This is a genomic window from Desulfofundulus sp. JL263-se, from assembly GCF_056316025.1.
Map to the genome: position 1 here is coordinate 1,345,808 of NZ_CM149993.1, position 14,307 is coordinate 1,360,114.

Below are 14,307 nucleotides of genomic sequence, written 5' to 3' on the forward strand. Positions count from 1 at the left end.
GGAGGGGGGAAAATATTGTATTACATAGCAGTTCTAAGAAATGACGGTACAGAGGAAGTATGTGATTTCGGCTTTGATATGCTGGAAAGGATTATTTTGGATGAATGCTTTAGAGATTTAAAGAAACCTCCCAAAGATCTGGTAAGGGAAAAAAGATTCTGTCTTTATGAAAAGAATTTCCCATTTGATCGCCAGGAAATTTTAGGTGCTCACGTGGTAAGAATTTGTAATCGATATGGAATTTACCTGGGCCCCGATACATGTTTTGCTACCGTTTTGGATAAAGCCTCTTTGAAAATAGCCCTTGAAAGAATGTGGATGAAAGTTTTTAATGCCAGGCAATGGCGCTGTAAAAATGTTCCTCAAAGGTTCGGGCTTTTCGATGCCGTGGTGGTTTACGACCCGTATATAATGCGCACCATGCTGTCAGAAAGGAAATACGGGGTTTGGAATCATAATAATGACAGGGAAAATGCCCTGCAGGTACTGGCCAAATTTATTGGTTTTTTGAAAGATTACCCTGACTTTGACGCCCTTATATTATATAACGAAATTTTTTGTTCCCGGTGGGAGTCTACCGGTGAGCTATATGTTAACCCTTACGGGCGGGTAACGGATTATCGTTGCTTTGGTGAAAAAAAGGCTTTTGCTTATGTTTATAATCCCAAGGTTGACATTTGGCAGAGAGTGTAAAAGGACCGCCGTTTTGTAGCGGTCCTTTCTATAAAGAGAAGATTTTGCAATTTTGGTTATGTATTTCAAGGGATGCAAAAGCATCCCTTGTTACCGTTACTGCCCTCTTATCATTGCCCGCTCGGCCCTTTCAATGGCCAGGCGGACCAGGTTACCACAGTTTCTGGAAGATACGGCGCCGAAACCTTCCCTGCGCACAATATCTCCTACTCCCAGCTCGTCGGCCAGCTCGTACTTCAGCTCTTCAGACATGATTCCGCGCCTTCTAGCCATTGGCCAACCTCCTTTGGGTTATGGGCAGTAACAGTAACATTATTATATGTCAACTTTAAAGTATTATGCCGATTATTAATTTCTATTCAAATTAATAATTTCCAATACTATCTCTTTAAGTATCAATCCGGCGATTTTTAGCCAGGGAATTTACCAGTTTTTCATCGGGATTTACCACTGCCGTGCGCTGCTGCTCGTAAATTACGTATCCCGGTTTGGCACCCCGTGGTTTCTTTACGTTTTTGCGCTGGGTATAGTCCACGGGAACATTTTCAGAATGCCGCGCCTGGCTGTAATAGGCGGCTAAAACCGCTGCTTCGTAAATGGTGTTTTTCGGAACCCGGGAGTTTTCCGTTTTAATAATTACGTGAGAGCCGGGAATATCCTTGGTATGTAGCCAGATGTCTTTGTCACTGGCAATTTTCATTGTCAGCCTGTCGTTTTGCTTATTGTTTCTGCCTACTAAAATAGTAAATCCATCGCTGGAAATAAATGACATGGGAGAACTTTCAGGCTTTTCCTGCTTCTTATTTTTAATTTTTTTATTTTTATTTCTCAGGTAACCCTGTTCTGCCAGCTCCTGTTTAATTTCTTCCAGGTTGGAAAGTGTGGTAGACTGTTCTACGGCCAGTAAAACACCCTTAAGATACTCCAGTTCTTCCTTGCTTTTTTGAGCCTGTTTTAGTGCTTCATTCCGGGTATTTTTCGCCTTGATATACTTCTTAAAGTAAGCCTGGGCATTTTCAGAGGGGGATAGCCCGCGGTCCAAAGGGATGGTAATTGCTTTGCCTTCCGGATCGTAAAAATTTTCTACAGCTATTTCATCCATGCCCTTGGTCAGGCGGTGAAGATTGGCCATCAAAAGTTCTCCGTATATCCTGTAGTTTCCCGCTTTTTCGGCCTCCTTTGCACTCCGGGCCTGGAGTTCTTTTTTCTTTTCCAGGCGCTTAATTTCTCTCTTAAGTATGGTTTTTAGGGATTGTTTCTCTCCATTAAAGCGATCCAGCAGCCTGACGGCTGTAAAAAATTTATCCAGTATCTCACTTGGTGTTCCGTGCTGCCTTTTGCAGTCCTCAAACATGGTGATATCGAAGGCAGCAAATTCCACTGGTTTCCCGGTACCGTCCGTGATAATTGTGGTGTTGAATTCTCCCCTGGAGGCGGGAAGGGTTATGGACTTAAGCGCCTGCCACAGGACACGCATTTCATGTTCGCCGCAGTGGTCAATTATTAAGTCTTCAGGGAGCCCCGCCCGGTATACTATTTCCCGGCTCATAACCGTACTCAGCCCCTCGAGATTGGCTTGAAGGACTTTTTGTACTTTACTGTCCAGAGAGGCCTCCAATAATACCCTTCTGAAGGTATCTTCGTCCAGAGACAGGGGATTATACTTTTCTTGGGGCGGAGGAGGAATATACGGTTTCCCGGGCAAGACTTCCCGGTAGCGGCTCACGTTGTGGGAATACCTTTTTATACCGTCAATAATGGTATTTTCCGCTGGATCTACCAGCAGTATATTGCTGTGTTTACCCATAAATTCACAAATTAAAATTTTTTCGGAGGGCCGTCCCAGCTCATCCCTGGCGTCCACGTGTATCTCCAATACCCTTTCCAGTCCCGGTTGCCTGAATTTTTTAATGTGCCCGCCTTCCAGGTGTTTGCGCAGTACCATGCAAAACAGCGGCGGCTGGGCAGGGTTTTCCCTTTGTTCGGTTGACAGGTGAGCCCGGGCGTCACGGGGGTGCGCGCTTAGAATAAGACGTCGGCGTTCCCGGGGCCGGCCAACGTGTAAAGTTATTTCATTTTTTGCAGGTTGGTATATCTTTTCTATCCTTGCTCCCGCTAGTATTTCATTTAGTTCGGTGCAAACTGCTGCCAGCATCAAGCCGTCAAAGGGCATGAGAATCACTCCGGCACAATAAAAGTTATATTTTCCCCGTAACAGTATAGCATAACCGGGTTGTTTTTACGTGATCTTATTTTCTCTGTGCTATAATCTTATTAATAAAATAATGTTTAATATTCAGGGGGTGGGTGGGATTTGTCTTCACCTAAGAGGGAAAGTCTTAAGGTGGGAACCCGGGTTCAGCTTTGGCCTGGAGATACCTATCCCAAGTTTGCAAAGGTAGTTGAGGCTGACCCTTTTTTCGTAACTTTTCAAATAACTGAAGTTCACCCGCAGGAGCCTTTTTATCGCCCCGGATTCCGGGTTTGCTTACCCTGGTGGCGGGTAAAGGTAAAGTTTATTAATTAATTGCCGGGCATGTCCCTTTAAGGGGCATTTTTTTTTGCCACCGGGAATATGTTTACATTAAGATAGATAAATGGCAAATCAAGGGGGTAATGGTTATGTCTGGGCGGTGGTGCCAACTTACAGTTGAAGAAGTTCTGGAAAAATTACAAACTCACCCGCAAAAGGGTCTTGATGATAAAGAGGCCGGCGAAAGGGCGCAGAGATTTGGCCCCAATGAACTGGTCCGGGCCCCGGGTATTCCAATTTGGCAGATGTTTATTAATCAATTTAAAGATTTCATGGTTATGGTTCTGCTGGCAGCTACGGTTGTCAGCGGTTTCCTGGGCGAATGGGCCGATGCAATTACCATAATGATTATAGTGATAATAAACGCATTCCTCGGTTTTATTCAGGAGCACAGGGCTGAAAGGTCAATGGAGGCTTTAAGGCAGCTGACTGCTCCCGAGTCCCGTGTTATAAGGGGAGGTTTGGAGCGAAAAATTCCGGCCGCTGAACTGGTGCCGGGGGACATTGTAATTCTCGAGGCGGGAGACAGGGTTCCCGCAGATTTACGCATCATTGAATCATTTGGCCTGGAGGTTGAAGAATCGGCCTTAACTGGTGAGTCTTTTCCGGTTAAAAAGGAAGAAAGTGTTATAAATGGGGAAGTAAGCCTGGGTGATACTTATAACATGGCCTATTTCGGCACCGTTGTTACCCGGGGCAGGGGTAAGGGGGTGGTGGTATCCACTGGTATGGCCACTGAAATGGGACAAATTGCAGGTCTCATTCAGGAAGCGGAACCTGAGCAAACTCCCCTGCAGCGCCGTTTGGCCCAGGTGGGTGCCTGGCTGGTAAGTTTCTGTCTCTTAATATGCTTTTTGGTTGTAGTGGTGGGAATCTACAGGGGATTGCCCCCATACCAGATGTTTTTGGCTGGAGTCAGCCTGGCTGTGGCGGCCATTCCCGAGGGATTGCCGGCTATAGTTACCGTGGCCCTGGCCCTTGGAGTACAGCGAATGGTTAAAAGGAATGCCATAATAAGAAAACTTCCCGCGGTGGAAACCCTGGGGTGTGCCACTGTCATTTGCTCGGACAAGACCGGTACCCTCACTCAAAATGAAATGACGGTACGTAAAGCATTAATTGGCGGTTTTCCCGTAGAAATTTCAGGTGAAGGTTACGAGCCCCACGGGGAATTTAAAATGGAAAGGGTCAATAATGAAGATTTTCAAACTTTTGTGCGTATTGCGGCCCTTTGCAACAATGCCGCCTTAAAAAGAGAAAATATAACAATTGGGGGGTTCTTAAGGAAAATTAAGAAAGAGGCCCGCAGTGTATGGAATATATCCGGCGACCCCACTGAAGGGGCCCTGCTGGTCATGGCGGCCAAAGCGGGCATTTGGAGGGAATATTTGGAGAAAAAGCAGCAGCGGGTGCGGGAAATTTCCTTTGACTCCGAGCGAAAGCGGATGACAGTGGTTTATCGCCACCAAAACGGTAAGCACTATGTTTATACCAAGGGAGCTCCGGATGTGGTACTCGATTTATGTTCCTATTATTTACAGGACGGTAAGAAAATTCCCTTAACCCTCCGGGTTAAGCAGAAAATATTGGATACCAATGTAGAGCTGGCGGGGCAAGCCCTTCGGGTTTTGGGTTTGGCTTACCGCGAAATACCGGCGGAAGAGGTTAAAGCCAGCGAGGAAGTGGTGGAATCGTCCCTGGTATTTGTGGGGCTGGCGGGGATGATCGATCCACCGCGCCCGGCTGCCGTAAAGGCGGTTTATACCTGTAAGCGGGCCGGAATAAAGACCGTTATGATAACCGGTGACCACCAGGTTACTGCAAGGGCGATAGCCAGGGAAATGGGTATTCTAAGAGGAAAGGACGATGTGGTATTAACGGGTGCCGAGCTGGATAGTATGAGCGATGGACAACTGGAAAAGGTGGTTAACAGGGTTGCAGTTTACGCAAGGGTTTCTCCGAAACATAAATTGCGCATTGTGCGGGCTTTGAAAAATAAGGGGCACGTTGTAGCCATGACCGGAGACGGTGTTAATGACGCGCCTGCGGTAAAAGAGGCGGACATTGGCGTTTCCATGGGAGTTACCGGTACCGACGTTACCAAGGAGGCTTCCGCCATGGTTTTGGCTGACGATAACTTCAGCACCATTGTGGCTGCTGTGGAAGAGGGGCGGGGGATATATGATAACATTCGTAAATTTATACGTTACTTGCTCTCTTGCAACGTGGGTGAAGTACTGGTAATGTTCCTGGCGGTTCTGGGCGGGCTTCCTCTGCCGCTGTTACCCATTCAAATACTGTGGATGAATCTGGTTACCGACGGATTACCTGCAATGGCCCTGGGGGTAGATCCTGTTGAAAAGGACATTATGTCCAGGCTTCCGAGGAATCCCCATGAAGGGGTGTTTAGCAACGGGCTGGGCTGGCGAATACTGGGAAGTGGGATAATTTTTGCAACAGGCACTCTGGGAGTTTTTATTGCAAGTTATTATAACAGTGGCCTTAATCTAGATGTTGCCAGAACCATGGCCTTTAATACTCTGGTATTTTTCCAGCTTTTCTTTGTGTTCTCATGTCGCTCGGAACATCAATCCATACTGGAAACAGGATTTTTTACAAACAAGTACCTGGCTTTTGCCGTGTTAATTTCCATGGGACTTCAGCTGGCAGTCACTTATGTCCCCTTTTTACAGCCTGTTTTTCACACCGTTGCCCTTCAGCTGCATCACTGGCTAATTGTGGTGATGTTAGCTGCCGCTCCCCTGGTATTGGGTACTTTATTCCGCCATGTCCGCCTGCGGGCCAGGGAAAGGGTAATGTATGTAAAAGTCTAGTATATAAGGTAAAGGCCGGGAGATAATATTGTGCACCCCGGCTTTTGTTTATTTTTAATGAGAGGCCAATAAACTGATTTTCATATATCCTGTTTTAAATCAGCCCCTATTGTCCTTTTTTACAGCTAACTACATGGGAATCGCTTTCCAGTTTCTTGAACCGCAAATATTCCTGCTTAAATTGGGATAGACTTTCCAGGTCCACGTGAAGAAAAGTCATTAATTGCTTCAAATGTTTATCAAGATATTCAATCTGTAGAGTATAAAAAGTACGCTGGGCTTCTTTGCGCTCCTTCACCAGCCGTGCTTCTTTCATTACCCGTAAATGCTGGGATATTCTTGGTTGACTGATTTGTAATACTGATTCCAGTTCGCACACATACATAGGTCTTACGGATAAGAGTTTTAAAATTTTTAGCCTGGTAGGTTCACCGAGAGCTTTAAAGATTTTTACGAGATCATCTATATTCATTCTTTTACCCTCCAAAATTACTATATAATAATAGCCTTATCAAATGTTTAATGTCAATATATTTTTATTTTTAACGTAATTTTTAAGAAATCGCTACAAAAAATTTTTTGTATACATTGATATTCCGGGAAGGAAACCAGCGTCATAAAGGGAAATATTAGAAGGGTGTTCATTCTATGGTTCAGGGGGGACTGGGCAGTTGCAATTTACTAAGGTACAAGGTCTGGGAAATGATTTTGTAATGGTTGATGCCAGTTCTGAAAAATTACCGCAGGACCTGTCAAAACTTGCCCGGCAGGTATGCGACCGCAACTTTGGTATTGGGGCCGACGGGTTAGTTGTTTTATGGCCCAGCGACAGGGCGGATATCCGCATGCAAATTATAAATGCTGACGGTAGCGAGGCCGAAATGTGCGGCAATGCCATACGCTGTGTAGGCAAATATGTCTATGAAAAGGGAATTATAAAAAAGAAAGAGATACAGGTGGAGACAAAAGCGGGTATTATTGTGCCGGAAGTTAAAGTGAAAGGCGGGCTGGTTACCGCTGTGAGGGTAAACATGGGAAAGCCAAAGCTTGATAGAAAAGACATTCCCATGGAAGGTCCTTCCGGGAAGGTAATAGAGGAGAACCTTAAGGTTGGCGAGCATAATTTTAAAATTACCGCCGTGTCGATGGGTAATCCCCATTGTGTAATTTTTGTATCCGACGTGGATGCGGTTCCCGTAACCCACTGGGGTCCGAGAATTGAGAACCACAGTGCTTTTCCCCAGAAGACTAATGTGGAATTCGTTCAGGTTCTGAACCGCTCGGAGGTGCGCATGCGGGTTTGGGAAAGGGGGGCGGGCCCCACCATGGCTTGCGGAACGGGAGCCTGTGCCACGGTTGTGGCTGCTCATCTCCGCGGTCTTACCGATAGGAATGTATCCGTTCACCTTTTGGGTGGAACGCTGGACATAGAATGGTCTGAAGATGATAACGTTTACATGACCGGTCCCGCCGAGGTGGTATTTACCGGGGACTATCCCATGCGGGATGTTTAAATGCGGACTGCCGTGCCGTCTACGGCAGCACCATCAAAAGAATGAAAATATGTTGCCGTTTCGCATAAGTTAACAGATATCCAGCTTTGTTAAGCCGTGGCTATTTAGGGCAAGTAAACTTTGCAAAATAAGGAGGTATTTTAGTTGACCTTGAAATTCGAAGAAGCAACAAGGGTAAAAAATCTGCCGGCATATTTATTTGCCCGTATTGAAAAACTCATTGAAGAAAAACGTGAAGCTGGTGTAGACATAATCAGTCTGGGTATTGGCGATCCCGATATGCCAACCCCCAACTACATTATCGACGAACTGAAAAAAGAGGCTGAAAATCCTGTAAACCACCAGTATCCATCGTCGGTAGGCATGCTCAGTTACCGCCAGGCCGTGGCTGATTGGTATAAAAGGCGCTTCGGGGTCGAGCTGGATGCCAGGACAGAGGTGGTTTCCCTCATTGGCTCCAAAGAAGGAATTGCCCACATAGCATGGTGTTACCTGGATCCAGGAGACATTGCGCTGGTACCTGATCCGGGGTATCCCGTATATGGTGGCGGCTCCATACTGGCCGGGGGCCGGCCCTACTACATGCCGCTAAAGGCTGAAAAGGGATTTCTGCCCGATTTGTCTGCGATTCCAACCGATGTGGCCAGGAAGGCTAAAATAATGTTTATTAATTACCCCAACAATCCTACCGGTGCGGTGGCGGGAGAGGAATTTTTTAAGGAAGTAGTTGATTTTGCCAGGGAATACAATATTCTTGTTTGCCATGACGCAGCTTACTCTGAAATTGCCTACGACGGCTATAAGCCCTTCAGCTTTATGCAGATTCCCGGGGCCAAGGATGTAGGAATTGAATTTCATTCGGTATCGAAAACATTTAACATGACCGGCTGGCGCATAGGCTGGGCGGTAGGCCACCCGGACGTGATAAACGCCCTGGGGCGGTTAAAGTCAAATTTGGATTCAGGCCAGTTCCAGGCCATTCAGTACGCCGCAATGAAGGGGCTTAAGGGTTCTGACGACTTTGTGAAAAAGATGTGCCAAATTTACCAGGAGCGGCGCGATATATTTGTGGATGCACTCAATGAAATGGGATGGAGACTGGAAAAGCCCAAGGCCACATTTTATATTTGGGCCCCTGTTCCCGAAGGATATACTTCTGAATCTTTTGCCGAGACGGTGCTGGAAAAGGCGGGTGTTGTAATTACCCCCGGTACCGGTTACGGGGCCGAAGGGGCCGGGTATTTCCGCGTAGCGCTGACCGTATCGAAGGAACGCATGCTGGAAGCTGTAGAACGTATGAAGAAAAATTTAGGAACCTTAAAGTTTTAGGAGGACCCTGCAATGGAACTTAGTCAACGTGCCCAAAATATAAGCCCGTCGCCCACATTAGCCATTGACTCCAAGGCAAAGCAAATGATTGCGGAAGGTATCAAAGTGATAAATTTCGGTGCGGGAGAACCTGACTTTGATACTCCCGAACACATAAAAAAAGCAGCTGTGGAAGCCCTGGAAAAGGGAATGACAAAATATACCCCGGTGGCTGGTATTCAGCCCTTGAAAGAGGCCATTGTTGAAAAGTTTAAGAAGGATAATAATCTGGATTACGAGCCCGGCCAGGTGGTTGTTTCCGCAGGGGCGAAGCACTCCCTGTATAATGCCTTTATGGTACTCTGCCAGCCGGGGGATGAAGTCATTTTACCTGCTCCTTATTGGGTAAGTTATGTTGAACAAATTAAACTGGCAGGGGCCGCCCCTGTAATAGTTCAGACCAGGCAGGAAAACGGCTTTAAACTGACTCCGGAGGAATTGCGTTCGGCCCTAACCAGGCGGACGCGGGTAATTATTTTAAACAGTCCCAGTAACCCCACCGGGGCCGTATATACCAGGGATGAACTTGCTGCCCTGGGCGAGGTGCTATTGGAAAATAATATTACAATTATTTCCGATGAAATCTATGAGAAACTTATTTATGACGGAGAAGAGCATGTGAGTATAGCCCAAATAAGTCCCGAATTAAAAGAGCGAACGGTGGTAATAAACGGGGTATCCAAAGCTTATTCCATGACCGGATGGCGCATAGGATATGCAGCTGCGCCGGTAAAGGTGGCCAAGGCCATGGCTAACTTGCAGAGCCACTCCACGTCGAATCCCACATCCATCGCCCAGGCGGCTGCGCTGGCGGCCCTTACGGGGACTCAGGTGCCTGTTGCCGAAATGGTAACACAATTTAACCGGCGCAGAAAATATATGATGGAGCGCCTGCAATCCATGTCCGGTTTATCCTGTAACATGCCCCAAGGAGCGTTTTATGTATTTCCGAGCATGAAGGGTCTTGTGGGGAAGTCGTATAATGGAAAAAAGGTATCCAATGCATCGGACTTGGCCTCACTGATCCTGAACGAAGCTCAAGTAGCAGTGGTTCCGGGAATTGCTTTTGGGGATGATTATTGTTTCCGTCTTTCTTACGCCACTTCAATGGAAAACATAGAAGAAGGCCTCAACCGGATAGAAGGGTTATTAAAAAAATTGCAATAAATATTATTAAGTATCTTGGCGCCCCTTTGGGGGCGTTTTCTTCTTGACATAATGTTAATGACCATATAGGCTAAATATAGGTCTGGTTAGGCAATTCTCACAATATAGCAAGGATTTTCTCAAGCTTTCTTAATTTTAAAGGAATTATTTTTTAAAAGTAGAAAAAGTACTTAAGTAAGACGAGTAATTTCGGGTGGTGAAATATTTGATCAAAAGTATGACCGGTTTTGGCCGCGGTGAGGCCTACGGTCAAGGTAAAAAGTTTACTGTGGAGCTTAAATCGGTAAACCACCGTTTTTGTGAAATTTTTTTACGATTGCCCAAAAAGTTGCTGCCTTTAGAAGAAAAAAGTAAGCGCCTCATTCAGGCGTACATCTCCCGGGGACGGGTCGACGGTTTTTTTTTCATGGAGGATGAAGGGGAGAAACCTGTAACGGTAAAAGTTGACAAGAATCTGGCAGAATCTTATTATAAGGCGATGGAGGAATTACAGAAATTTTTGGAACTTCCCGGCAAGCCTTCCTTTCGGGATATTATTCAAATGCCCGATGTACTGGTTGTGGAAGAGCCGGAGGAGGATGTGGAACAGTGGTGGCCGTTTGTGGCAGAGGCGCTTAAAGAGGCGCTAAGCGGCTTGGTAAATATGAGGGAAACGGAGGGAGAAAGATTACGCCTGGATTTAAGTAAGCGTATAGATTCCATCATCCGGCTGAATGCAGAAATTGAAAAGCGTGCTTCACTGGTGGTGGAAGATTATCGCAAGCGATTGGAAAATCGCTTGCAGGAGTTGCTTAGGGAAGGTGCCCTTGATCAGGGGCGGCTGGCGGCGGAAGTGGCTATCTTTGCAGAACGTTCCAATATTACGGAAGAGACAGTCCGGTTGAATAGCCATCTTTATCAGGCTTCCCGTTGTCTCGATTCCAATGAGCCTGTTGGACGCAAGCTGGACTTTTTGATACAGGAAATGAACAGAGAAGTAAATACCATTGCATCCAAGGCAAACGACCTGACCATTAGCCAGCTGGTTGTGGAAATAAAGAGCCAATTGGAAAAAATTCGCGAACAAGTGCAAAATATTGAATAGGGCCAGACTTTTAGGAGGGAAAGTAATATGGAAATAAAACTTATAAATATCGGTTTTGGCAATATTGTTTCGGCGAACCGGATTGTCGCCATTGTTAGTCCTGAATCAGCCCCCATAAAAAGGATTATTACCGAAGCGCGGGACAGGGGCATGCTGGTTGACGCCACCTATGGCAGGCGAACCAGGGCGGTGATTATTACTGACAGTGACCATATTATTCTTTCTGCTGTTCAGCCGGAGACAGTAGCTCACCGCCTGGTTAATAAAGAGAATGTTTTATCCCAAAATTCCGGCACGGATAACGATTAGCTGGGTGATTTAAGATGAGCTGTAGAGGAAATTTGATAGTATTATCAGGACCTTCAGGTTCTGGAAAAGGTACGGTGCGCCAGGCTTTATCCCGCTATATTGATAACCTGTATTATTCCGTTTCTGCCACCACCCGGGCCCCGCGCTCAGGGGAGATAGACGGAACGGATTATTACTTTGTCAGCCGGGAAGAATTTGAAGAAATGATTAAAACGGATAAGCTTCTGGAATGGGCCAACGTATATAATTACTATTACGGCACACCGCGGGAGCCTGTGGAACAGGCAATGAAAAAAGGGCTGGATGTTATCCTGGAGATAGATGTACAAGGTGCTCTCCAGGTAAAAAAGAAGTTCCCAAAGGCTATTTTAATATTTTTACTTCCACCTACTCCGGAAGAACTGGGGGCAAGGCTGCATGCCCGAAGAACCGATTCACCGGAGGAAATTGAACTCCGCTTGCAATGGGCCAAAAAAGAAATAAAATTAATAGATAAGTATGATTACCTGGTAATTAACGATAAAGTGGAAGTCGCCGCCGGAAAAATCAATGCCATAATTGAGGCGGAACGCTGCCGGCCACACTGTCAGGTCCTGGATGCAAGGTGGTTTAAATAAAATTGGGAGGTGGTAGTATGGCCGAAAATATGCCTTTAAATCAACCGTCCCTGGATAAACTTATGGAAAAAATGGATAGCCGCTATTCTCTGGTAGTCGTGGCGGCAAAAAGAGCGCGGGCTATCACGGAAGAACGGGGAAACAGCAAAGAAGAAAAAAATGCTGCCAAGCCGGTAACATTGGCCCTTAAAGAAATCGGTGAAGGAAAAATTAAATTCAGGCGTACCAAACAGGGTATAAAGTAATGGCGGGTAAACAGCTGAATTTGCACGGATATACAATAGTGGTGGGCGTTACCGGCGGAATAGCGGCATACCGAGCCGTTGATCTGGTAAGTACCCTGAGAAGAAAAGGTGCAGAGGTTCATGTTATTATGACCAGGGCGGCTGGGAAATTTGTCGGGCCGGTAACTTTTGAGGCAATATCGGGCAATGTGGTTCACGTGGATGTTTTTGAGTCCCCGCCCGGCTGGAATTTCCCTCACCTGGAACTTGCCCAAAGGGCTGACGCCGCAATAATTGCACCTGCCACCGCCCATTTCCTGGCCCGGGCTGCCTCCGGTATGGCCGATGATTTATTGTGTACCATGCTCCTGGCCTGTCAAAGCCCGGTTCTTATTTGTCCCGCCATGAACGCAGCAATGTATCGTCATCCTGCGGTACAGGAAAATATTAAGCGGTTACGGGATTTGGGATATACCGTGGTGGAGCCGGATTATGGCCGCCTGGCCTGCGGGGATACCGGTCCCGGGCGCCTGGCGGACATTTCTCGCATTATCAAAGAATTGGAGGACCAGTTATCCCTTGACCAGGACTTAAGTGGTTATACTGTTTTGGTTACCGCCGGAGCAACCAGGGAACCCATTGATCCCGTGCGTTTTATTACCAATCGCAGCACAGGAAAAATGGGATTCGCAATTGCCCGTGCGGCGCGGAAAAGGGGAGCGCGGGTAATACTGATCAGCGGTCCTTTGCACCCGGAACCACCTCCGGGGGTTCAGTTGGTAGAAGTTGACTCTGCCCGGGATATGTACAGGGAAGTATTGAAACATTATCCCTATGTGGATGTAGTCATTAAAGCTGCTGCCGTGGCAGATTATGCACCGAAAAATGTGGCAGAGCAAAAAATTAAGAAGGACGGGGATACTCTAATACTGGAATTGGAGAGAAACCCGGATATACTCCTGGAGCTGGGGAGGAAAAAGAAAAATCAGTTTCTGGTCGGATTTGCTGCTGAAACAGAAGACCTGGAGAAAAACGCCACCCGCAAAATGCGCAAAAAAAATTTGGACCTTATAGTAGCCAACGATGTTACTGTTCCCGGGGCGGGATTCGGCACCGATACCAATATTGCCAGGCTGATATTCCCCGACGGCACTGTGCAAACACTGCCAAGGATGGATAAAGAAGAATTGGGTCACGTCATACTGGATAATGTAAAAAAATTAAAGGAAAGTCATAAAAAATAAATGGCAGCCTTATTTGCTGGTTGCCATTTATTAATATTCAGCCGAAAATGTCTCCGGCTTGGAGGACATTACATCAAGGTCAGATATATTTAGTTGCCTTCTTTAAATCCCCGTACCAGCTGGCAGTGGCGCAGGACGGCAAACTGTTTTTCCAGTTCCCATGCGGGGATGTTCATTGCCTTTGCCAGCTCCTCCTTGGTTACCTTGCTGCCTTTTCATCTTCCTGTATTTTGCAGCCACAGCGGGCACACTTCAACATCGTCCCACCTCCTGGAACGGGTTTTGTCTGAATTTAAATTGACCGGCGGCACGCTGACCGGGGTTGCCAGGGTGCTTAAGAAAAAATATCCCCATATGCAGGTGTATGCCGTGGAACCTTCCGGTTCTGCCGTTCTTTCCGGCAGGCCCGCAGGAAAACTTGCCGTACAGGGCATAGGAGACGGTTTTATACCGCAGAATTTAGACTTATCCCTTGTCGACTCACCTTTTGTGGTAACAGACCACCAGGCCTTTAAAATGGCCAGGCGCTTAGCCCGGGAAGAGGGTATTTTAGCCGGAATTTCCGGCGGGGCCGCCGTTTACGCCGCCGTGGAAATCGGCAGGCGGCTGAGGCCGGGGAAAACAGTACTCACCATTCTTCCCGATACCGGAGAGTGTCATTTAAGCGTGAATTTATATGGTGAGTCTTAAATTTTTATTAGAACCGCCAGGTTAAAAAGA

14 protein-coding genes are annotated in these 14,307 nt (G+C 46.7%); 11 read left to right on the forward strand and 3 right to left on the reverse strand.

Annotation, left to right across the window (positions count from 1 at the left end):
• Positions 1 to 15 precede the first annotated feature (15 nt).
• Complete coding sequence (locus ACX4JR_RS06830; protein ID WP_476060266.1) at positions 16 to 693, forward strand: hypothetical protein; 678 nt, start codon at positions 16 to 18, stop codon at positions 691 to 693.
• Positions 694 to 789: 96 nt separating this feature from the next.
• On the opposite strand, the gene ACX4JR_RS06835 is transcribed toward ACX4JR_RS06830, so the two are convergent.
• Entirely contained in the window at positions 790 to 966 is a 177-nt protein-coding gene (locus tag ACX4JR_RS06835; protein WP_476060267.1) for a small, acid-soluble spore protein, alpha/beta type, read from the reverse strand.
• Positions 967 to 1,081: 115 nt separating this feature from the next.
• On the reverse strand, positions 1,082 to 2,866 hold the full coding sequence (locus tag ACX4JR_RS06840) for an Rqc2 family fibronectin-binding protein (protein WP_476060268.1): 1,785 nt from the start codon (positions 2,864 to 2,866) through the stop codon (positions 1,082 to 1,084).
• A gap of 449 nt (positions 2,867 to 3,315) precedes the next feature.
• Here ACX4JR_RS06840 and ACX4JR_RS06845 point away from each other — a divergent pair, with 449 nt between their 5' ends.
• Complete coding sequence (locus tag ACX4JR_RS06845; RefSeq protein WP_476060269.1) at positions 3,316 to 6,060, forward strand: calcium-transporting P-type ATPase, PMR1-type; 2,745 nt, start codon at positions 3,316 to 3,318, stop codon at positions 6,058 to 6,060.
• Positions 6,061 to 6,166: 106 nt separating this feature from the next.
• Here the strand turns inward: ACX4JR_RS06845 and ACX4JR_RS06850 are convergent, their stop codons facing one another.
• A complete protein-coding gene (locus tag ACX4JR_RS06850; RefSeq protein WP_476060270.1) occupies positions 6,167 to 6,532 on the reverse strand; it encodes an ArsR/SmtB family transcription factor in 366 nt (121 codons plus the stop codon).
• 199 nt (positions 6,533 to 6,731) lie between these two features.
• Here ACX4JR_RS06850 and dapF point away from each other — a divergent pair, with 199 nt between their 5' ends.
• The 9 genes from dapF to ACX4JR_RS06895 all read left to right on the forward strand — a co-directional run bounded on the left by dapF (position 6,732) and on the right by ACX4JR_RS06895 (position 14,277).
• Complete coding sequence (dapF, locus tag ACX4JR_RS06855; protein WP_476060271.1) at positions 6,732 to 7,574, forward strand: diaminopimelate epimerase; 843 nt, start codon at positions 6,732 to 6,734, stop codon at positions 7,572 to 7,574.
• 150 nt (positions 7,575 to 7,724) lie between these two features.
• Positions 7,725 to 8,903, forward strand: a complete 1,179-nt coding sequence (locus ACX4JR_RS06860; protein WP_476060490.1) for an LL-diaminopimelate aminotransferase — start codon at positions 7,725 to 7,727, stop codon at positions 8,901 to 8,903.
• Between the two features lie 12 nt (positions 8,904 to 8,915).
• On the forward strand, positions 8,916 to 10,109 hold the full coding sequence (locus ACX4JR_RS06865) for a pyridoxal phosphate-dependent aminotransferase (protein WP_476060272.1): 1,194 nt from the start codon (positions 8,916 to 8,918) through the stop codon (positions 10,107 to 10,109).
• Between the two features lie 196 nt (positions 10,110 to 10,305).
• The gene (locus tag ACX4JR_RS06870) at positions 10,306 to 11,193 is read left to right on the forward strand and encodes a YicC/YloC family endoribonuclease (RefSeq protein WP_476060491.1); all 888 of its coding nucleotides are present in this window, start codon (positions 10,306 to 10,308) and stop codon (positions 11,191 to 11,193) included.
• A 27-nt stretch (positions 11,194 to 11,220) separates the two neighbouring features.
• A complete protein-coding gene (remA, locus tag ACX4JR_RS06875) occupies positions 11,221 to 11,502 on the forward strand; it encodes an extracellular matrix/biofilm regulator RemA (RefSeq protein WP_476060273.1) in 282 nt (93 codons plus the stop codon).
• A 14-nt stretch (positions 11,503 to 11,516) separates the two neighbouring features.
• A complete protein-coding gene (gene gmk, locus ACX4JR_RS06880) occupies positions 11,517 to 12,119 on the forward strand; it encodes a guanylate kinase (protein ID WP_476060274.1) in 603 nt (200 codons plus the stop codon).
• Positions 12,120 to 12,136: 17 nt separating this feature from the next.
• A complete protein-coding gene (gene rpoZ / locus ACX4JR_RS06885; RefSeq protein ID WP_476060275.1) occupies positions 12,137 to 12,364 on the forward strand; it encodes a DNA-directed RNA polymerase subunit omega in 228 nt (75 codons plus the stop codon).
• Entirely contained in the window at positions 12,364 to 13,587 is a 1,224-nt protein-coding gene (gene coaBC, locus ACX4JR_RS06890) for a bifunctional phosphopantothenoylcysteine decarboxylase/phosphopantothenate--cysteine ligase CoaBC (RefSeq protein ID WP_476060276.1), read from the forward strand. Before rpoZ ends, coaBC begins: the two co-directional genes overlap by 1 nt.
• 93 nt (positions 13,588 to 13,680) lie before the next feature.
• A complete protein-coding gene (locus ACX4JR_RS06895; protein ID WP_476060277.1) occupies positions 13,681 to 14,277 on the forward strand; it encodes a PLP-dependent cysteine synthase family protein in 597 nt (198 codons plus the stop codon).
• Positions 14,278 to 14,307: the final 30 nt, after the last annotated feature.